The 19,820-nt window shown below is 59.4% G+C and carries 17 protein-coding genes; 14 read left to right on the plus strand and 3 right to left on the minus strand.

What is annotated here, in order from left to right; translation table 11 throughout:
• Positions 1 to 133: 133 nt before the first annotated feature.
• The 11 genes from BM132_RS12425 to BM132_RS12475 all read left to right on the plus strand — a co-directional run bounded on the left by BM132_RS12425 (position 134) and on the right by BM132_RS12475 (position 14,228).
• Complete coding sequence (locus BM132_RS12425; protein ID WP_092455642.1) at positions 134 to 2,935, plus strand: LPS-assembly protein LptD; 2,802 nt, start codon at positions 134 to 136, stop codon at positions 2,933 to 2,935.
• The gene (surA, locus tag BM132_RS12430) at positions 2,916 to 4,232 is read left to right on the plus strand and encodes a peptidylprolyl isomerase SurA (protein ID WP_143071679.1); all 1,317 of its coding nucleotides are present in this window, start codon (positions 2,916 to 2,918) and stop codon (positions 4,230 to 4,232) included. Before BM132_RS12425 ends, surA begins: the two co-directional genes overlap by 20 nt.
• Positions 4,229 to 5,218, plus strand: coding sequence for a 4-hydroxythreonine-4-phosphate dehydrogenase PdxA (pdxA, locus tag BM132_RS12435; protein ID WP_092455644.1), 990 nt, complete (start codon positions 4,229 to 4,231; stop codon positions 5,216 to 5,218). The genes surA and pdxA overlap by 4 nt, the downstream gene beginning before the upstream one ends.
• A complete protein-coding gene (gene rsmA / locus BM132_RS12440; protein ID WP_092455646.1) occupies positions 5,215 to 6,033 on the plus strand; it encodes a 16S rRNA (adenine(1518)-N(6)/adenine(1519)-N(6))-dimethyltransferase RsmA in 819 nt (272 codons plus the stop codon). Before pdxA ends, rsmA begins: the two co-directional genes overlap by 4 nt.
• Before the next feature lie 108 nt (positions 6,034 to 6,141).
• Complete coding sequence (gene apaG / locus BM132_RS12445) at positions 6,142 to 6,522, plus strand: Co2+/Mg2+ efflux protein ApaG (protein WP_047228072.1); 381 nt, start codon at positions 6,142 to 6,144, stop codon at positions 6,520 to 6,522.
• On the plus strand, positions 6,522 to 7,400 hold the full coding sequence (locus BM132_RS12450) for a symmetrical bis(5'-nucleosyl)-tetraphosphatase (protein WP_092400914.1): 879 nt from the start codon (positions 6,522 to 6,524) through the stop codon (positions 7,398 to 7,400). Before apaG ends, BM132_RS12450 begins: the two co-directional genes overlap by 1 nt.
• 33 nt (positions 7,401 to 7,433) lie before the next feature.
• Positions 7,434 to 7,763 (plus strand): thiosulfate sulfurtransferase GlpE, encoded by a 330-nt coding sequence (gene glpE, locus BM132_RS12455; protein WP_092400911.1) that lies wholly within the window; start codon positions 7,434 to 7,436, stop codon positions 7,761 to 7,763.
• A 299-nt stretch (positions 7,764 to 8,062) separates the two neighbouring features.
• Positions 8,063 to 9,985: a PrkA family serine protein kinase gene (locus tag BM132_RS12460; protein WP_047228075.1), complete on the plus strand. Its 1,923-nt coding sequence runs from the start codon at positions 8,063 to 8,065 to the stop codon at positions 9,983 to 9,985.
• A gap of 119 nt (positions 9,986 to 10,104) precedes the next feature.
• Positions 10,105 to 11,376 carry a YeaH/YhbH family protein gene (locus BM132_RS12465; RefSeq protein ID WP_047228076.1) on the plus strand — a complete coding sequence of 424 codons (1,272 nt, stop codon included), beginning with the start codon at positions 10,105 to 10,107 and terminating at the stop codon, positions 11,374 to 11,376.
• Positions 11,373 to 12,938 (plus strand): SpoVR family protein, encoded by a 1,566-nt coding sequence (locus BM132_RS12470; RefSeq protein WP_092400907.1) that lies wholly within the window; start codon positions 11,373 to 11,375, stop codon positions 12,936 to 12,938. The genes BM132_RS12465 and BM132_RS12470 overlap by 4 nt, the downstream gene beginning before the upstream one ends.
• Before the next feature lie 63 nt (positions 12,939 to 13,001).
• Positions 13,002 to 14,228, plus strand: a complete 1,227-nt coding sequence (locus BM132_RS12475) for a multifunctional CCA addition/repair protein (protein WP_092455648.1) — start codon at positions 13,002 to 13,004, stop codon at positions 14,226 to 14,228.
• A gap of 124 nt (positions 14,229 to 14,352) precedes the next feature.
• On the opposite strand, the gene folK is transcribed toward BM132_RS12475, so the two are convergent.
• Together folK and folB are read right to left on the minus strand one after the other, a co-directional pair.
• On the minus strand, positions 14,353 to 14,880 hold the full coding sequence (folK, locus tag BM132_RS12480; protein ID WP_092455650.1) for a 2-amino-4-hydroxy-6-hydroxymethyldihydropteridine diphosphokinase: 528 nt from the start codon (positions 14,878 to 14,880) through the stop codon (positions 14,353 to 14,355).
• Positions 14,871 to 15,224 carry a dihydroneopterin aldolase gene (gene folB / locus BM132_RS12485; protein WP_092455652.1) on the minus strand — a complete coding sequence of 118 codons (354 nt, stop codon included), beginning with the start codon at positions 15,222 to 15,224 and terminating at the stop codon, positions 14,871 to 14,873. Before folB ends, folK begins: the two co-directional genes overlap by 10 nt.
• 74 nt (positions 15,225 to 15,298) lie before the next feature.
• Here folB and plsY point away from each other — a divergent pair, with 74 nt between their 5' ends.
• A complete protein-coding gene (gene plsY / locus BM132_RS12490) occupies positions 15,299 to 15,868 on the plus strand; it encodes a glycerol-3-phosphate 1-O-acyltransferase PlsY (protein WP_092455654.1) in 570 nt (189 codons plus the stop codon).
• A 10-nt stretch (positions 15,869 to 15,878) separates the two neighbouring features.
• Here plsY and tsaD read toward each other — a convergent pair whose 3' ends face one another.
• Positions 15,879 to 16,904: a tRNA (adenosine(37)-N6)-threonylcarbamoyltransferase complex transferase subunit TsaD gene (tsaD, locus tag BM132_RS12495; RefSeq protein ID WP_092455656.1), complete on the minus strand. Its 1,026-nt coding sequence runs from the start codon at positions 16,902 to 16,904 to the stop codon at positions 15,879 to 15,881.
• Positions 16,905 to 17,103: 199 nt separating this feature from the next.
• Between tsaD and rpsU the strand changes: the two genes are divergently transcribed.
• A complete protein-coding gene (gene rpsU, locus BM132_RS12500; RefSeq protein ID WP_002551877.1) occupies positions 17,104 to 17,319 on the plus strand; it encodes a 30S ribosomal protein S21 in 216 nt (71 codons plus the stop codon).
• Positions 17,320 to 17,796: 477 nt separating this feature from the next.
• Positions 17,797 to 19,755, plus strand: coding sequence for a DNA primase (gene dnaG, locus BM132_RS12505; protein WP_092455658.1), 1,959 nt, complete (start codon positions 17,797 to 17,799; stop codon positions 19,753 to 19,755).
• Positions 19,756 to 19,820: the final 65 nt, after the last annotated feature.

Genomic DNA, 19,820 nt, shown 5'->3' on the forward strand with positions numbered 1-19,820 from the left:
CTGAAAGGCGCACGTACGGTTTTTAGGGGGGAGCAGGCCAGAAATGGTCTGTTCCTACCCAACTTTCAGACCATCGAGAGGCGTGCGGCCCACACCGCGGGCAGATGGCACGCAGGAAGCCCGGACTAATAAGATGGCATTGAAATCCCCCGCGTTTCGTAAAAAATTTCCGTTGCTGGTCACCGGCAGTCTGCTGGCCCTGCAACCCTTGGCCTCTTCATTCGTCGTCGCGGCGCAGCAGTATGACTGCTCCGTCTCCGCTTCGGGTGCCTGGGACTGTTCGCCCAAGACGCCGGCTGCTGCATTGCCGCCACGTCCGGTGCATGACGGCAGTGCGGTTTCCGCCAGCGGCGAGGCTCCGGCCGACAGCGGCTCGGGCGAAGAAGCCGGCGACAAGCCCGTGCTCGTCACCGAAGCCAAAGGCCGCGGCCTGAAGTCTCGCAGTGCGGACTACAGTCACCTGGACTGGGTTCCACGAGAGAACCTCACCCCTGCCCAATTGGCCGAAACCGGTCCTTATTGCGCCGGTGCCTATATTGAGCCCGTTCGTCCTGGCATGAATGACAAGACCGACAAAAGCGACGCTCCGACCTTCCTCGGCGCCAAGGCGTCGCGCTACCAGCAGGAAGAACAGGTGGCAACGCTGGCCGGCGACGTGGTCATGCGTCAAGGCAGCATGCAGGTCGAGGCTGACGAGGCCAACCTGTACCAGGCTGAAAACCGCGGCGAGCTGAGCGGCAACGTGCGCGTTCGCGACAACGGTGCGCTGATCGTCGGCGACCACGCCGATGTGCAGTTGGACACTGGCGAAGCCAAGGTCGACAACGCCGAATACGTGATGCACAAGTCGCGCATCCGCGGTAACGCGCTGTACGCCAAGCGTGCTGAAAACGCGATCATCCGCCTAAAGGATGGTACGTACACCACGTGTGAGCCAGGCAGCAACGCCTGGACACTCAAGGGCAACAACATCACCCTGAACCCGGCTACCGGCTTCGGCACCGCCACCAACGTGACGCTGCGGGTCAAGGACTTCCCAGTCCTGTATACGCCTTACATCTATTTCCCGATCGATGACCGTCGCCAGTCCGGCTTCCTGCCGCCGACCATCGGCACCGGCACCGATACCGGCTTTTTGCTGGTCACCCCGTATTACTTCAACCTGGCACCCAATTACGATGCCACGTTATACCCGCGCTACATGAGCAAGCGCGGTCTGTTGATGGAAGGCGAATTCCGCTACCTGACCAAATCCAGCGAAGGTCAGTTCGGTGCGGCCTACCTCAACGATGAAGAGGACGAACGTAGCAAGCAGTCCGACTACAGTAAGACCCGTTACATGTACAACTGGCAGCACAAGGGCGGGCTCGACTCGCGCGTGCTGACGGAAGTCGACTACACCAAGATCAGCGATCCTTATTACTTCCAGGATCTGCAGTCCGACCAGATTGGTGTCGAGTCCAATGACTATGTAAACCAGCAGGGCGCCGTCAGCTATCGGGGAGACAACTACGTTGCGCGGCTGAATGCCCAGGCGTATCAGATGGCGACGATTTCGAAGATTACGCCGTATAACCGCCTGCCGCAGATCACCTTTAATGGCACCCTTCCCCAACAGCCGTATGGTCTGGATTTCGCCTACAAGACGGAACTGGTGCGGTTTGACCGGGATTTGCGGACCGGTAACTATACTGATAGAGACGGGAACTCCAACGAGGCCTGGCTGGACACTAACGTTCGTGGCCTGGCACGGGCTAATGGCAATCGCCTGAACCTGGCGCCGGTTGTGAGCCTGCCGATGGAAGCAAGCTATGGCTTCATCAAGCCGTCGCTTAAATACCAGTACACCCAGTACGATCTGGACTTGGACGGCACGGGCAAGTCGCAAATTGCCGCACAGTCTGCCGAAGCTGATCGTCTGCGGGGTACTTATAGTGGCAGCCAGAGCCGCGGCGTCCCAATCGCCAGTATCGACAGCGGTCTGTACTTCGACCGGGACACCCAGTGGTTTGGCAGCAACTACCGTCAAACCCTGGAACCGCGACTGTTCTACCTCTATGTTCCTGAGAAAGATCAGAGCGACATCCCGGTTTTCGACACCGGCGAATCCACTTTCAGCTACTCCTCGCTGTTCCGGGACAACCGCTTCTCCGGCTCCGACCGTGTCGGCGACGAGAACAAACTCTCCCTGGGCGTGACCAGCCGCTGGATCCAGGAAAACGGTTTCGAGCGCCAGCGCGTCAGCGTCGGCCAGGCCTTTTACTTCAAGGACCGCGAAGTCCAACTGCCTGGCATCGACTTCAACACGCGTGAAGATGCCAAGTCGGACGTATCGCCATACGCACTGGAATACGAATTCCGCTGGAATCGCGATTGGCGCACCACGGCCACCTACAACTGGGACCCGGACACCCGCAGCCCCCGCTCGGGCAGCGCGATGTTCCACTACCAGCCTGAAGACAACCCGAACAAGGTCGTCAATGCCGGTTACCGCTACCGCAACGACCAGGTGCGCTACGACCAGACTACTGGCCAATGGTCCGTGGGTGGTGGCGACTATGGCACTCCGGGCACTCCGGGCTACGTAAAGGACTACTACAAGATCCAGCAGCACGACTTCTCGGTCATCTGGCCGGTCGTGCCGCAGTGGAATCTCATCAGCCGCTGGCAGTATGACTACAACCGCAACCGTACCCTGGAAGCCTTCGGTGGTTTCGAATACGACAATTGCTGCTGGAAACTGCGCCTGATCAACCGTTACTGGGTCGACTATGAAGAGTTCACTCAAGCCGCCCCGGAAAACGAGAAGGGCGACCACGGCATCTTCCTCCAAATTGTTCTGAAGGGACTCGGCGGCCTCACCGGCGCCAAGGTAGAGAGCTTCCTCGACAAAGGCATCCAAGGTTATCGTGAACGTGAAGACCAAGCTTTCTGATTGTCTGCGCCCGCTGATGCTGGGCGCGCTGTTCCTGGGTACTGCGGCCAACGCCGCGGTACAGCCCATCGACAAAGTGGTGGCTATCGTCGACAACGACGTGGTCATGCAAAGCCAACTGGACCAGCGCGTCCATGAAGTGCAGCAGACCATCGCCAAGCGCGGTGGGGGCCTGCCGCCTCCGGGCGTATTGGATCAACAAGTGCTCGAACGCCTGATCGTCGAAAACCTGCAATTGCAGATTGGCGAACGCTCGGGCATCCGCATCACTGATGAAGAATTGAACCAGGCCGTCGGCACCATTGCCCAGCGCAACAACATGACCGTCGACCAGTTCCGCGCAGCCCTGGCTCGCGACGGCCTCTCTTACGAGGACGCTCGCGATCAGATCCGCCGCGAGATGATCATCAGCCGTGTGCGCCAGCGTCGTGTGGCCGAACGCATTCAGGTGTCCGAGCAGGAAGTGAAGAACTTTCTCGCCTCCGACCTGGGCAAGATGCAGCTTTCCGAGGAACTGCACCTGGCGAACATCCTGGTTCCTACCCCGGAAAGCGCCAACTCCGAAGCCATCCAGAATGCTTACCGTCAGGCGATGGACATCTACCAGCAACTCAAGCAAGGCGCCGACTTCGGTCAGATGGCCATTGCCAGGTCTGGCAGTGACAACGCCCTGGAAGGTGGTGACATGGGCTGGCGCAAGGCCGCCCAATTGCCCCCGCCGTTCGATCGCGAACTGAGCAGCATGGCCGTGGGTGACATCACCCAACCAGCCCGCACGCCCGGCGGTTTCATCATTCTCAAGCTGTTGGAAAAGCGCGGAGGTGGTGCTCAGGTGCGTGACGAAGTGCATGTTCGTCATATCCTGATCAAGCCAAGCGAGATCCGCAGCGAAGCTGAGACCAAGCGTCTGGCGGAAAAGCTTTATGAGCGCATCGAGGCGGGTGAAGATTTCGCCGAGCTGGCCAAGAGCTTCTCCGAAGACCCGGGTTCAGCCCTCAACGGCGGCGACCTGAACTGGGTTGACCCGAACGCACTGGTACCCGAGTTCCGCCAGGTGATGGCCGAAACGCCACAAGGCCAACTGTCCAAGCCGTTCAAGAGCCCGTATGGCTGGCACGTACTGGAAGTCCTTGGCCGCCGCGCCACCGACAGCACCACCCAGGCTCGCGAACAGCAGGCGATGACCGTGCTGCGCAACCGCAAGTACGACGAAGAGCTGCAAACCTGGCTGCGTCAGATCCGCGACGAAGCCTACGTCGAAATCAAACTCCCTGGTGCAGACCAGGCAGCGCAGTGAAACCCAAGCGTTTCGCGCTGACACCCGGCGAGCCTGCCGGCATCGGTCCCGACCTGTGCCTGCTGCTCGCCTCGCAACCCCAGCCACATCCCTTGATAGCCATCACCAGCCGCGACCTGCTCCTCGATCGGGCCGCGCAGCTGGGGGTGGTCGTCGACCTGCTGCCCGTGACACCGGGCGCCTGGCCGGATGTCCCGGCACCCGCCAATAGCCTGTATGTCTGGGATACGCCACTGGGCGCCCCGGTGGTTACCGGGCAACTGGACAAGACCAACGCGGCATTCGTCCTGCAAACCCTGACCCGCGCTGGCCAGGGCTGCCTGGACGGGAGTTTCGCCGGCATGATCACCGCTCCGGTGCACAAGGGCGTGATCAACGAATCCGGGATTGCCTTTTCCGGGCATACCGAATTCCTGGCGGACCTGACCCACACCACGCAGGTGGTCATGATGCTCGCCACCCGCGGCCTGCGCGTGGCATTGGTGACCACGCACCTGCCTTTGCGGGACGTTGCCGACGCCATCACCCCACAACGCCTGGAGCGGGTCACACGGATATTGCACGCCGACCTGCAGGAAAAGTTCGGCATCGCCCGGCCCCGTATCCTGGTCTGCGGGCTCAACCCTCATGCCGGTGAAGGCGGACATCTGGGCCATGAAGAAATCGACACCATAGAACCCACCTTGGAGCGCTTGCGCAGCGAGGGCATGGACCTGCGTGGCCCGCTGCCTGCCGACACTCTGTTTACCCCCAAATATCTGGAGCACTGCGACGCGGTGCTGGCGATGTACCACGATCAGGGCCTGCCCGTACTGAAGTACAAAGGCTTCGGCGCGGCAGTCAACGTAACCCTGGGCCTGCCGATCATCCGCACATCGGTGGACCATGGCACCGCCCTGGACCTGGCCGGCAGTGGCAGGATCGATACCGGCAGCCTGCAGGTCGCCTTGGAAACCGCCTACCAGATGGCCGAGACCCATTTATGACCGAGCAATACCAACACCGCGCGCGCAAGCGCTTCGGCCAGAACTTCCTGCACGATGCTGGCGTAATCGATCGCATCCTGCGCTCCATCAATGCCAAACCCGACGATCGCCTGCTGGAGATTGGCCCGGGCCAGGGCGCGCTGACCGAAGGCCTGCTCGGCAGCGGTGCGCAACTGGACGTGGTGGAACTGGACAAGGACCTGATCCCGATCCTCAACCAGCAGTTCGCTGGCATGAGCAATTTCAACCTGCACCAGGGCGACGCGCTGAAGTTCGACTTCAATAGCCTGGAGGCTGCGCCCAATAGCCTGCGGGTGGTGGGGAATCTGCCGTACAACATCTCCACGCCATTGATCTTTCATTTGCTGAGCAACGCTGGCCTGATCAGCGACATGCACTTCATGTTGCAAAAAGAGGTGGTCGAACGGCTGGCTGCAGGCCCTGGCGGCGGTGACTGGGGTCGCCTGTCGATCATGGTTCAGTACCATTGCCGGGTCGAACATCTGTTCAATGTAGGCCCTGGGGCATTCAACCCGCCACCGAAAGTCGACTCGGCCATCGTCCGCCTGGTACCCCATGCCGTCCTGCCGCACCCGGCCAAGGATCATCGCCTGCTGGAGCGCGTCGTACGCGAAGCTTTCAATCAGCGTCGCAAAACCCTGCGCAACACCCTGAAATTATTGCTCAGCAGCGCCGAAATCGAAGCCGCCGGCGTTGACGGCAGCCTGCGTCCCGAGCAATTGGACCTGGCGGCGTTCGTGCGCCTGGCCGACAAGCTCAGCGAACAGGCAGCGCCCAAAGCCGACGCCATCTGACAAGCTCATCGCTATCGGGTAGGACGTCTGGTCTACTACCCGATACATGGCCTAGACTGATCTTCTCAGCTACGCCCGCGTCCCGCTTCGCTTTTAAGGCCTTTTTGCATGTCCGATCTTCGTTATCAGGTCGACGTCAGCGTCGCCACCCGCTTTCTGGCAGAACAGTCGCAACCCGAGCACAACCGTTTCGCCTTCGCCTATACCATTACCGTGAGCAACAACGGCTCATTGCCAGCCCGGCTGCTATCACGCCACTGGGTCATCACCGACGGCGATGGTCATGTTGAACATGTGCGGGGCGAGGGGGTGGTCGGTCAGCAACCGCTGATCGACGCTGGAAAAAGCCACAGCTACAGCAGTGGGACGGTGATGACGACCAAGGTCGGCACCATGCAGGGCACGTACCAGATGCTGGCGGAGGACGGCACGCGTTTCGACGCGATCATCAAGCCGTTTCGCCTGGCGGTACCCGGAGCCTTGCACTGATGGCGACGTATGCGGTCGGCGATCTGCAAGGTTGCCTGGACCCGCTCAAATGCCTGCTGGAACGGGTCGCCTTCGACCCACACAAAGACACGCTGTGGCTGGTGGGCGATCTGGTCAATCGGGGCCCACAATCGCTTGAGACCTTGCGCTTTCTCTACAACATCCGCGATTCGCTGGTCTGCGTGCTCGGCAATCACGACCTGCACCTGCTGGCCGCCTGGCAGAACATCGAGCGCCTGAAAAAATCCGATACCTTGAGCGAGATCCTCGATGCCCCCGATTGCGTCGAGCTGCTGGAATGGCTGCGCCTGCAAAAGCTGATGCACTACGACGAGCAGCGCAACCTGGCGCTGGTGCACGCCGGCATCCCCCCCCAGTGGTCCTTGCGCAAGGCGCTCAAGTGCGCCGGCGAAGTCGAACAAGCGCTGCGCGACGACAACCTGTTCGGCCCCTACCTGGATGGCATGTACGGCAATGAACCGGTCAAATGGGACAACGATCTCACCGGCACCGCCCGTCTGCGGGTCATCACCAATTATTTCACCCGCATGCGCTTCTGCACCCGCGACGGTAAGCTGGACCTCAAGGGCAAGGAAGGCATCGAGACCGCGCCACCTGGTTACGCCCCCTGGTTCAAACACAAAGAGCGCAAGACCCGTAATCTGAAGATCATTTTCGGGCACTGGGCGGCACTGGAAGGCCAATCCGACGAACCTGGGGTTTTCGCCCTCGACACCGGATGCGTATGGGGTAGCGCGATGACCCTGATGAACGTCGACTCGGGCGAGCAACTGCGTTGCGAGTGTGACGAACAGGGTCACGCCAAATCCCTTCATCATCCGACCATTGCATCAGTAACGGCCGCTACCATCGTTTGATCGGTGCCGCGCGTCAGGCTACAGGAGTCCCTAATGACCGCTTTTAAACGCATCCCCCCAGAGCAGGCCCAGGCCCTGCGTGAAACAGGCGCGGTTGTCGTCGACGTTCGAGATCCGGCCACATTCGCCGCCCTGCACATCAGCGGCTCGACCCATCTGGATAACCACTCCCTCTCTGATTTCATCCGCAATGCGGACCTCGACGCCCCCGTGGTGGTGGTCTGTTATCACGGCAATTCCAGCCAGAGCGCGGCCGCTTACCTGGTCAGCCAAGGCTTCTCCGATGTCTATAGCCTGGATGGCGGTTTTGAGCGGTGGCGCACGATTTATCCTGAAGAAACAGCCCCAGGTAACCCGGAATAATTTTTATGACGCCCAAGCCCACGTGAACCGCGGGTTTGGGTGATGGCGGACGAACGGTCTGCCACAACTAATTACGCATTCAACCTTTACCTCTCCGATTCCGAACTATCCTTAGCCTCAGGCCATCCAAAACAGGGGAGAGCCGGTACACCGGCGCGCGGGTTCATCGGGAGACAGCTTTCAGGAGACGGCATTTCTGAAAGCATTCTGGGGGGTAAACGGCAGCTGGGTTCCCAGCGGCCGACCAGCATCGACTGATTGATCCGACACCGGCTCCACGTATCGAGCGAGGTGACGTCATGAGTATTTTTAGCCACTTCCAGCAACGTTTCGAGTCCACGCGGCAGGAGGAATACTCGCTGCAGGAATACCTCGATCTCTGCAAGCAGGACCGCAGCGCCTACGCATCGGCTGCGGAACGCCTGTTGCTGGCAATCGGAGAACCGGAACTGCTGGATACCTCGGCCAATTCGAGGCTTTCGCGGATCTTTTCCAACAAGGTGATTCGCCGCTATCCGACCTTCCAAGACTTCCATGGCATGGAAGAGTGCATCGACCAGATCGTGTCCTATTTCCGCCACGCCGCTCAGGGTCTGGAAGAAAAGAAACAGATCCTGTACCTGCTGGGTCCCGTCGGCGGCGGTAAATCGTCCCTGGCCGAGAAGCTCAAGGAACTGATCGAAAAGGTGCCCTTCTACGCCATCAAGGGTTCTCCAGTGTTCGAATCCCCCCTGGGGCTGTTCAACGCTACCGAAGATGGCGCGATTCTGGAGGAAGACTTCGGTATTCCGCGCCGCTACCTCAATACCATCATGTCGCCATGGGCCACCAAGCGTCTGGCCGAGTTCGGCGGTGACATCAGCCAGTTCCGGGTGGTCAAGCTCTACCCTTCGATCCTCAACCAGATCGCGGTGGCCAAGACCGAACCGGGGGATGAAAACAACCAGGACATTTCCGCCCTCGTGGGCAAGGTCGATATCCGCAAGCTGGAGGAGTTTCCTCAAAACGACGCCGACGCCTACAGCTATTCGGGTGCGCTGTGCCGGGCCAACCAAGGCCTGATGGAATTCGTCGAAATGTTCAAGGCGCCCATCAAAGTGCTGCACCCCCTGCTGACCGCAACCCAGGAAGGCAACTACAACAGCACTGAAGGGCTGGGGGCGATTCCGTTCAGCGGCATTCTGCTGGCGCACTCCAACGAATCGGAATGGCACACCTTCCGCAACAACAAGAACAACGAAGCCTTCATCGACCGGATCTACATCGTCAAGGTGCCCTACTGCCTGCGAGTCACCGATGAGGTCAAGATCTACGACAAGCTGCTGTTCAACAGCTCCTTGTCCAAGGCCCACTGCGCCCCCGATACACTGAAGATGCTTGCCCAGTTCACTGTGCTGTCGCGCCTGAAGGAGCCGGAAAACTCCAACATCTATTCGAAGATGCGCGTCTACGACGGTGAGAACCTCAAGGACACCGATCCGAAGGCCAAGTCGATCCAGGAATACCGCGACAACGCGGGGGTCGATGAAGGGATGAATGGTCTGTCCACACGTTTTGCCTTCAAGATCCTGTCCAAGGTTTTCAACTTCGATCCACACGAAATCGCAGCCAACCCGGTTCACCTGCTGTATGTACTGGAACAGCAGATCGAGCAGGAACAGTTCCAGGCGGAAACCCGCGAGCGTTACCTGCGTTTCCTGAAGGAGTATCTGGCTCCGCGTTATATCGAGTTCATCGGCAAGGAAATCCAGACCGCGTACCTGGAGTCCTACAGCGAATATGGGCAGAACATCTTCGATCGCTACGTGCTTTACGCGGACTTCTGGATCCAGGATCAGGAATACCGCGATCCGGAAACCGGCGAAATCCTCAACCGCGTGGCGCTGAACGAGGAACTGGAAAAAATCGAGAAACCGGCCGGGATCAGCAATCCCAAGGATTTCCGCAACGAAATCGTCAACTTTGTCTTGCGGGCCCGGGCCAACAACAACGGCAAGAACCCAACCTGGCTCAGCTACGAAAAGCTACGGGTGGTCATCGAGAAGAAAATGTTCTCCAACACCGAAGACCTGTTGCCGGTCATCAGCTTCAACGCCAAGGCCAGCAAGGAGGACCAGCAAAAACACAACGACTTCGTCACACGCATGGTCGAACGTGGCTACACCGACAAACAGGTACGCCTGCTCTCCGAGTGGTACCTGCGGGTCCGGAAATCGCAGTGAGGCAGTAGCAAGCTACAAGCTACAAGCCGCAAGAAAAAAGCGCGTAAGCCTGATATCCGGGTCAGCGCGTCTACTTGCAGCTTGTAGCTCACAACTTGAAGCTGCCCAGAGGGCCACCCATGAGCTATGTGATCGACCGACGCCTTAATGGCAAGAACAAAAGCACGGTGAACCGCCAGCGGTTTCTGCGGCGTTACCGTGACCACATCAAGAAGGCCGTCGAAGAGGCGGTCAGTCGCCGTTCCATTACCGACATGGAACATGGCGAGCAGATCAGTATCCCCGGGCGCGACATCGACGAGCCGGTGCTTCACCACGGGCGTGGCGGCAAACAGACTGTCGTGCACCCCGGCAACAAGGAATTCACCAGCGGCGAACACATTCCGCGTCCACAAGGCGGAGGTGGCGGGAGAGGTCCGGGCAAGGCCGGCAACTCCGGCGAGGGCATGGACGAATTCGTGTTCCAGATTACCCAGGAGGAATTCCTGGAGTTCATGTTCGAGGACCTCGAGCTGCCGAATCTGGTCAAGCGCAATCTGACCGGCACCGATACGTTCAAGACGGTGCGCGCCGGCATCAGCAATGAAGGCAATCCTTCACGTATCAACATTATCCGTACGCTTCGCTCGGCCCATGCCCGGCGCATCGCGCTGTCCGGCAGCAGCCGGGCAAAATTGCGCGAGACAAAGGAGGAACTCGCCCGCCTGAAGCGCGAAGAACCCGACAATTTTGGCGATATTCAGGAGCTGGAAGCGGAGATCGAAAAACTTAGCGCGCGGATTCACCGTGTGCCATTTCTCGATACCTTCGACCTCAAGTACAACCTGCTGGTGAAACAACCCAACCCCAGCTCCAAGGCCGTGATGTTCTGCCTGATGGACGTGTCAGGGTCCATGACCCAGGCCACCAAGGATATTGCCAAGCGGTTCTTCATCCTGTTGTACCTGTTCCTCAAACGGAACTACGACAAGATCGATGTGGTGTTCATCCGCCACCACACCAGCGCCAGGGAAGTGGACGAAGAGGAGTTCTTCTATTCCCGGGAAACCGGCGGCACGATTGTCTCCAGCGCCCTGAAGTTGATGCAGGAAATCATGGCCGAACGCTATCCGGCCAATGAATGGAACATCTATGCCGCCCAGGCATCCGACGGCGACAACTGGAATGATGATTCACCCATTTGCCGCGACATCCTGATCAACCAGATCATGCCGTTCGTCCAGTACTACACCTATGTGGAAATTACTCCACGGGAACATCAGGCCTTGTGGTACGAATATGAACGCATTGCCGAAGCGTTTTCCGACACATTTGCCCAACAGCAACTGGTCTCGGCCGGGGACATCTACCCGGTCTTCCGTGAACTCTTCCAGCGCAGGTTAGTGACATGACCGCCAAAAAAGAGCAGAAGCGTCAACCCATCTCCACCGGCTCCGAATGGACGTTCGAGCTGATCCAGGCCTACGACCGGGAAATCAGCCGTATCGCGGACCGTTATGCCCTGGACACTTACCCGAACCAGATCGAGGTGATCACCGCCGAGCAGATGATGGACGCCTACGCCTCGGTCGGCATGCCACTGGGCTATCACCACTGGTCCTACGGCAAGCACTTCCTCAGTACCGAGAAGTCCTACAGCCGCGGCCAGATGGGGTTGGCCTATGAGATCGTGATCAACTCCGACCCTTGCATCGCCTACCTGATGGAAGAAAATACCATCTGCATGCAGGCCTTGGTGGTGGCCCATGCGTGCTACGGCCACAACAGCTTCTTCAAGGGTAATTACCTGTTTCGCACCTGGACCGATGCCAGCTCGATCATCGATTACCTGGTATTTGCCAAGCAATACATCATGCAATGCGAGGAGCGTCACGGCATCGATGCCGTGGAGGACCTGCTGGACTCCTGCCATGCGCTGATGAACTACGGCGTGGACCGCTACAAACGACCGTATCCGATTTCCGCCGAAGAAGAACGCCGGCGTCAAAAGGATCGCGAAGAACACCTGCAAAAGCAGATCAACGATCTGTGGCGCACCATTCCCAAAGGTGCCGACAAGTACAGCGAGAAAGACAACGCGCGCTTCCCTGCCGAGCCTCAGGAAAACATCCTCTATTTCATTGAAAAACACGCTCCGCTGCTGGAGCCGTGGCAGCGGGAGATCGTGCGCATCGTGCGCAAGATCGCCCAATACTTTTATCCACAGCGCCAGACCCAGGTCATGAACGAAGGCTGGGCCACGTTCTGGCATTACACGCTGATGAACGACCTGTACGACGAAGGCCTGGTCACCGACGGCTTTATGATGGAGTTCCTCACGTCCCACACCAGCGTGGTGTTCCAGCCCGGTTTCGACAGCCCGTATTACAGCGGCATCAACCCTTATGCGCTGGGCTTTGCCATGTACCGCGATATCCGGCGCATGTGCGAAAACCCCACCGAAGAGGATCGGCGCTGGTTCCCGGACATCGCGGGCTCAGACTGGTTGTCCGCCATTAAATTCGCCATGAGCAGCTTCAAGGACGAGAGCTTCATCCTCCAGTACCTCTCACCCAAGGTCATCCGCGACCTGAAACTGTTCAGCATCCTCGATGATGATCAGAAAGATGACCTGCTGGTGCCTGCCATCCACGATGAAAGCGGTTATCGCGTCATCCGCGAGACGCTGGCGGCGCAATACAACCTGGGCAACCGCGAACCCAACGTTCAGATCTACAGTATCGATCGCCGGGGCGATCGCTCGCTGACGCTGCGCCATCAGGCACACGATCGCAAACCGCTGGGCGATTCAACCGATGAAGTCCTCAAGCACCTGCACCGCCTCTGGGGGTTCGACATTCATCTCGAAACCTTGCAGGGCGACCAAGTGATGAAAACCCATCACGTGCCACCCAGAACCGAACAAACCGAAGGAGATTATGGCCGGCTGGACCTGGCCGTCATTCATCTTTGAACCCGTTTTCACCTCCGAACGCCTGGCGCAAAGGTTATCCTGTCAGACCAACGGAGGTTTTTTATGCAGATCTATAAAGTCGGCGGCGCCGTTCGCGATCGCCTGCTGGGCATTCCTGTCACCGACATTGATCGGGTCGTGGTGGGGGCTACTGCCGAGGACATGCTCGCCAAGGGCTTTCGCCCGGTGGGGGCTGATTTTCCGGTATTCCTTGATCCCAAGACCGGGGAGGAATACGCCCTAGCCCGCACCGAGCGCAAAAGTGGCCGCGGTTATGGCGGCTTCGTGTTCCATGCCAGCCCTGAAGTCACCCTCGAAGAAGACCTGATCCGCAGGGACCTGACGATCAACGCCATGGCCGAAGATGACCATGGCAATCTTACCGACCCGTACCACGGCCAACGCGATCTCAAAGCCCGCCTGCTGCGTCATGTTTCCCCCGCGTTCGCCGAAGATCCCCTCAGGGTCCTGCGGGTTGCCCGCTTTGCCGCGCGCTATGCTGCGCTGGGTTTCAAAGTGGCTGACGAAACCCTGGAACTGATGCGCCAGCTCAGCGACTCTGGCGAATTGCAAGCCTTGACCGCCGAGCGCAGCTGGAAAGAAATTTCCCGCGCCCTCATGGAAAAACAACCACAGGTGTTTATCCAGGTCCTGCGCGATTGCACAGCCCTCAAAGTCTTGATGCCCGAGGTGGATGCACTGTTCGGCGTGCCGCAACCCGAGGCCCATCACCCGGAAATCGACACCGGCGTCCATACTCTGAGCGTGCTGGAGCAGGCAGCCCTGCATGAACAGCCACTGACGGTCCGTTGGGCGTGCCTGCTGCACGATCTGGGCAAAGGGCTGACGCCCGCGCATGAATGGCCCCGGCATATCGCCCATGAACACACGGGTTTGAAGCTGATCAAGGCGGTCAACGAACGCTTCAAGGCGCCTCGCGACTGCCAGGAACTGGCGTTACTCGTCGGTCAATACCACACCCATGGTCATCGCGCCCTTGAGTTGAAGGCTTCTACCTTGCTTGAGCTGTTGCACAGCTTTGACGTGTATCGCCGCCCCCAGCGCTTCGAGGAGTTCATCGCGGCCTGTGAGATGGATGCGCGCGGTCGTAAGGGCCTGGAGAGTCGAAGTTATCCACAGGCGGATTACCTGCGGGGAGCGGCAACGGCCGCACGCGGAGTAGCGGTGCAGCCCTTGCTGGAAAAAGGCTTCAAGGGTCCTGAACTGGGCGAGGCGATCAAACGTGAACGCCTCAAGGCGTTGAAGGCATACAAGGAAGCTGCGAACTGACAGAGCTTGTGTCGGCTTGCATCTGGGGAGCATAGGCCGCCGCCATCGCGAGCGGGCTCGCTCCCACAGGATATCGCGGTCCGCTCAGGGGCAATGTGGAAGCGAGCCAGCTCGCGCGATGACGTCAGAGGCCTGACAGCAGCTCAAAAGGCGTGAGCGGTACACCCCGCCATTCAAAAGCCACCGGCGCCAGCACCTGGTCAATCTGCGACTCCTCCCACAAAGTCGCGAAGCTTTTACCCACGCCAGGGTGAATCCGATCCGGTGCTATCAACGACAACGGCCAAAGGACAAAGGCGTTCTTGAGGATTTCGGCGCGAGGCAGGATCAAGCCGTCGAAATTGCCGACCTGCTCGCCATACAACAACACGTCGATATCCAGCGGCAGCCCTTTGCGGTCCGGCGCATAACGACCATTGTCTGCCTCAATGAACTTGAGGCGACGGTCCAGCTCCATCAGCGGCAGATCCGTGTAGGCAGCTACGACGAAATTGAAAAAAGGCCCGCTCTTGATGCCCACCGGCTGGCTCTCGAACACCGCCGAACAGCGTATGTCCACCAGGAACCCGGCAAGGGCTTCAAGACCTGCGCACAAGTGGGCTTCGCGCTCGATATTGCTGCCGAGCCCGAGAAAAACCTGAGTCAGCGACATCCGCGCTCGATCTCCACGCCCACGCCCCTGGCGGCCGGCACAGCGCCGGGCTTGGTCAGTTTCAGACGCAGCCAGGTAATCTTGAACTCGTCCATCAGCGCCTGGGCCAATCGTTCGGCAAAGGTCTCAACCAACTGGAACTGGGCTTGCTCGGCAAATGCCTGGATGCGCGACGATACGCTGGCGTAATCGAGCGCCAGGGTCAGGTCATCGTCGGCGGCGGCCGGACGGTTATCCCAGGCGAAACTCAGATCCAGCCTCAGACACTGACGGATGCCGCGCTCCCAGTCGTAGGCACCAATGACCGTGTCGACTTCCAGGCCTTCGATAAACACTCTGTCCAAGCACTCTTCTCCGCAGCACGACAAGGGCGCAATGCGCCGTTAGAATCAGGGCGTCCTCGCCCGGAATAGTTAGCATGTTTTGGTTACTGGCGACTTTCGCCTACCTGCTCGGCTCGCTGTCCTTCGCCATTTTGCTCAGCCGCCTGACCGGTCGCCCGGATCCGCGAATGAGTGGCTCGGGCAATGCCGGCGCTACCAACATGCTGCGCCTGGCCGGACGCAAACTTGCCATCCTGACCTTGCTTGGCGACCTCTGCAAAGGCCTTGTCCCGGTTCTGCTCGCCAATCTTGCAGGACTTTCGTTGCAGCAACAGGCCTGGATCGGTGTCTGCGCCGTCATCGGTCACTTGTTCCCGCTGTACTTTCGCTTTCGCGGCGGCAAGGGCGTCGCCACCGCCGCCGGCATGTTGCTGGGTCTGTATCCACCCGCCGCCCTGCTGGCCGTCACTGCCTGGCTGCTGACGTTCTACCTGACCCGCACCAGCTCCCTGGCCGCCCTGATCGCCACGCCGCTGATCCTGCCATTGCTGGCCTGGCAGGAACCGACGGCCTTGCTGCCGGTGACCGCACTCGTTGCACTGATCGTCTGGCGTCACCGGGGCAATCTACGCGACCTGTTTGCCGGGCGCGAACGGCATTTTTAAACCGCACGCCTTACAGCGGTGACAACTGCTCCATGGGCCAGCGCGCCTGCACGCTGATTGCCAGGCTTTCGTGCTGGCCAGCTTGCAAACGTTGGCATCCGGCGAAGGCAATCATCGCCCCGTTATCTGTACAGAACTCCGGCCTGGCGTAGTAAACGTCGCCGTTCATGCTGCCAAGCATGTTCTCCAGTGACACGCGCAAAGCCTTATTCGCACTGACTCCGCCAGCGATCACCAGACGCTTGAGTCCGGCCTGTTTCAGGGCGCGCTTGCACTTGATGGTCAAAGTCTCCACCACCGCTTGCTGGAACGCCAGCGAGATGTCGCAACGGGCTTGCTCGCCGTCGTCTCCGGCGCTGACGCATTGCTGCCAGGTGTTCAGGGCGAAGGTTTTCAGGCCACTGAAGCTGAAATCCAGGCCGGGGCGGTCACACATCGGCCGCGGAAAGACGAAACGCCCTTCAATCCCTTGGGCCGCCAACCGCGCGATTTCCGGTCCGCCCGGGTAATTGAGGCCCATCATCTTCGCAGTCTTGTCGAAAGCTTCACCGGCAGCGTCGTCCAGGGTTTCTCCCAACAGTTCGTATTGGCCGATGCCATCGACCCGGACCAACTGGGTATGACCGCCCGAGACCAACAAAGCGACGAACGGAAACTCCGGTGGTTGCGGCTCCAGCATCGGCGCCAGCAAATGACCTTCCATGTGATGCACACCCAAGGCCGGGATACCCCAGGCGAAGGCGAGCGCCTGGGCACAGGAAGCACCCACCAGCAGCGCGCCCACCAGGCCCGGCCCGGCGGTGTAGGCAATGGCGTCGATCTCGGTCGGCACACAGCCGGCCTCGGCCAGGACCTGGCGAATCAAAGGCAGCATGCGCTTGACGTGATCGCGGGACGCAAGCTCGGGTACCACGCCGCCATAGGCGCGGTGCAGGTCGATCTGGCTGAACAGTGCATCGGCCAACAGGCCGCGTTCACTGTCGTATAATGCGACACCTGTTTCGTCGCAGGAGGTTTCTAATCCCAGTACTAGCATGGGTTTGCGCCTTGTAGAGGCTGAATTCGAAGGCGCGCATAATAGTCGTCACGTTGTGCCCCGACCAGCGGTTTTCGATCAGAGGCTTTGCATTCCGAGCGATGAGGGGTTAACATCCGCAACCCTTAAAAACCGACGTCTTCAAGTGCTCTTTTGCCGCGAGGATGTTGACCCCGGTAATGAATGAAGGTAGCTCTGGATGCCAGCCGTCAAAGTAAAAGAGAACGAACCCTTCGACGTAGCTCTGCGTCGTTTCAAGCGCTCCTGCGAAAAAGCCGGTGTTCTGGCTGAAGTTCGTAGCCGCGAATTCTACGAGAAGCCGACTTCCGAGCGTAAGCGCAAAGCAGCAGCCGCTGTTAAGCGTCACGCCAAGAAAGTTCAGCGCGAACAGCGCCGCGCCGTACGTCTGTACTAATACACAGACGTCCGTAGCAAGCTTCTGCCAAGCCCGGCCCTCAAGCCGGGCTTATGGCATTTGCGGAAAACGCTTGATGCTTCACCGTCAAAGTCGCACATGCGACCGAGACAACCTGCTTTACCACGTCAGACCTGGCTCTTTTGCCAGCGGTGCACGTCTCTTCTGACGAGCCTTCCAAGGCTACTGACGAGCACACCCCTGATTCCTCTAACGACGATCAGCCCAAGGCACCTGCTTGCGTGCCCACCTGATGATCCGAGGCCTGAACGGCCGTTACCGGACTCAGCGCAACATATTCAAACAGTCGAATACTGATTAGTGATTAACGTCAGTGGACTATCGGCAGATACACTTCCCGACAGCGATGATGCAGACGACCCGGTCGAGCCACCGTTTTACCGTGCCTCAAGACCAAGAGTCGGTTACGCCTGCTGATTTCGGGTCCATATTTCGCGCAGTGATGATGAGAACGCCATGGCCGGGCTGATTCCCCAGAGCTTTATTGACGACCTCCTGAACCGCACCGACATCGTCGATGTGGTCAGCTCTCGCCTGCAAATGAAAAAAGCCGGCAAGAACTACACGGCCTGCTGCCCATTCCACAAGGAAAAGACCCCGTCCTTCAGCGTCAGCCCCGACAAACAGTTTTATTACTGCTTCGGCTGTGGCGCTGGCGGCAATGCCCTCGGTTTCATCATGGACCACGACAACCTGGATTTCCCCCAGGCTGTCGAAGAACTGGCCAAAGCCGCGGGCATGGAAATTCCCCGCGAGGAAAGTGGCCGAGCGCACAAACCGCGCCAACCAACCGACTCGCCGCTCTACCCACTGCTGACCGCGGCGGCCGATTTTTATCGTCAGGCCCTCAAAAGCCATCCCGCCCGCAAGGCAGCAGTGGATTATCTCAAGGGTCGGGGCCTGACCGGCGAGATCGCCCGGGACTTCGGCCTCGGCTTTGCCCCGCCCGGCTGGGACAATCTGTACAAGCACTTAAGCAGCGACACCTTGCAGCAGCGCGCGATGATCGACGCCGGCCTGCTGATCGAGAATGCCGAAACCGGCAAGCGCTATGATCGCTTTCGCGACCGGGTAATGTTCCCGATCCGTGACACGCGCGGACGGATCATCGCGTTTGGCGGCAGGGTCCTGGGCGACGACAAGCCCAAGTATCTGAACTCCCCGGAGACCCCGGTATTCCATAAAGGACAGGAACTCTACGGGCTGTACGAAGCGCGCAAGAACAACCGCAACCTCGACGAAATCATCGTCGTCGAAGGCTACATGGACGTGATCGCCCTGGCCCAGCAAGGTTTGCGCAATGCCGTTGCAACCCTGGGCACCGCCACCAGCGAAGAGCACATGAAGCGCCTGTTTCGCGTCGTGCCCAGCGTGCTGTTCTGCTTCGATGGCGATCAAGCCGGCCGCAATGCCGCCTGGCGAGCACTGGAAGCGACGTTGCCATGCCTGCAGGATGGCCGGCGAGCGCGCTTTCTGTTTTTACCCGAGGGCGAGGATCCGGATACCCTGGTGCGCTCCGAAGGCACCGATGCGTTCCGCGCGCGGATCAACCAGCACGCGCAACCGCTGGCCGATTATTTTTTCCAGCAGTTGACCGAAGAAGCCGATCCACGCTCCCTCGAAGGCAAGGCTCATATGGCCACCCTCGCGGCACCGCTGATCGACAAGGTACCCGGCGCCAACTTGCGCACACTGATGCGCCAGCGCCTGACCGAAATCACCGGTCTGAACAGCGAGGCGGTCAATCATCTGGTCCAAAGCGCCCCCCAGGAAGCACCGCCGGCTTACGACCCAGGTATTGATTACGACGCGATGCCGGATTTCGCCGACTATCATCAACCTCAGCAGGACTACGCGCCTGCGCAGGAATGGACCCCCAAGAAACCGGGCAGCGGCGGCAAGAAATGGGACAAAAAACCCTGGGACAAGAACGGTAAGCGCGTCGATCGCGACCAGCCACGTGCCCCGCGCGTGCCGGCCGCCGTCGAACCACCAACACTGGCCGCCCTGCGGACTTTGCTGCACCACCCGCAACTGGCTGAAAAGGTCGAGGACGCCGGGCACTTCGCCGCCGAGGACCACAGCAATACGCAATTGCTGATCGCACTCCTTGAAGCCGTGCAGAAGAACCCCAAACTTAACTCTTTCCAGTTGATCGCCCGGTGGCACGGCACCGAACAAGGGCGCCTGTTGAAGGCCCTGGCCGAGAAGGAATGGCTGATTGATGGAGACAACCTTGAACAACAGTTTTTCGACACCATTACTAGCTTGTCCGCCCGCCAACGCGAGCGAAATCTGGAACAACTTCTGCGAAAAGCTCGCCAGAGCGAGTTGACCAGCGAAGAGAAAAACCAATTGCGCGACTTACTCAGCCGCAATGTTTGCGCATCAAACCCGACCTCAACTGGCGCGTGAGGTCACAGCTCAGGTATAATCCTCGGCTTGTTTTTTGCCCGCCAAGACCTTCAGTGGATAGGGTG

The organism is Pseudomonas sp. NFACC45 (assembly GCF_900113505.1).
Lineage (GTDB): Bacteria > Pseudomonadota > Gammaproteobacteria > Pseudomonadales > Pseudomonadaceae > Aquipseudomonas > Aquipseudomonas tehranensis.

Excerpts from the sequence above, each read along its gene's own strand:
- BM132_RS12465 (WP_047228076.1), top strand. The coding sequence starts at position 10,105 with ATGAGCTATGTGATCGACCGACGCCTTAATGGCAAGAACAAAAGCACG.
- tsaD (WP_092455656.1), bottom strand. The coding sequence starts at position 16,904 with ATGCTAGTACTGGGATTAGAAACCTCCTGCGACGAAACAGGTGTCGCA.
- BM132_RS12475 (WP_092455648.1), top strand. The coding sequence starts at position 13,002 with ATGCAGATCTATAAAGTCGGCGGCGCCGTTCGCGATCGCCTGCTGGGC.
- rpsU (WP_002551877.1), top strand. The coding sequence starts at position 17,104 with ATGCCAGCCGTCAAAGTAAAAGAGAACGAACCCTTCGACGTAGCTCTG.
- BM132_RS12450 (WP_092400914.1), top strand. The coding sequence starts at position 6,522 with ATGGCGACGTATGCGGTCGGCGATCTGCAAGGTTGCCTGGACCCGCTC.
- dnaG (WP_092455658.1), top strand. The coding sequence starts at position 17,797 with ATGGCCGGGCTGATTCCCCAGAGCTTTATTGACGACCTCCTGAACCGC.
- folK (WP_092455650.1), bottom strand. The coding sequence starts at position 14,880 with ATGTCGCTGACTCAGGTTTTTCTCGGGCTCGGCAGCAATATCGAGCGC.
- rsmA (WP_092455646.1), top strand. The coding sequence starts at position 5,215 with ATGACCGAGCAATACCAACACCGCGCGCGCAAGCGCTTCGGCCAGAAC.
- BM132_RS12470 (WP_092400907.1), top strand. The coding sequence starts at position 11,373 with ATGACCGCCAAAAAAGAGCAGAAGCGTCAACCCATCTCCACCGGCTCC.
- plsY (WP_092455654.1), top strand. The coding sequence starts at position 15,299 with ATGTTTTGGTTACTGGCGACTTTCGCCTACCTGCTCGGCTCGCTGTCC.
- BM132_RS12425 (WP_092455642.1), top strand. The coding sequence starts at position 134 with ATGGCATTGAAATCCCCCGCGTTTCGTAAAAAATTTCCGTTGCTGGTC.
- glpE (WP_092400911.1), top strand. The coding sequence starts at position 7,434 with ATGACCGCTTTTAAACGCATCCCCCCAGAGCAGGCCCAGGCCCTGCGT.
- BM132_RS12460 (WP_047228075.1), top strand. The coding sequence starts at position 8,063 with ATGAGTATTTTTAGCCACTTCCAGCAACGTTTCGAGTCCACGCGGCAG.
- apaG (WP_047228072.1), top strand. The coding sequence starts at position 6,142 with ATGTCCGATCTTCGTTATCAGGTCGACGTCAGCGTCGCCACCCGCTTT.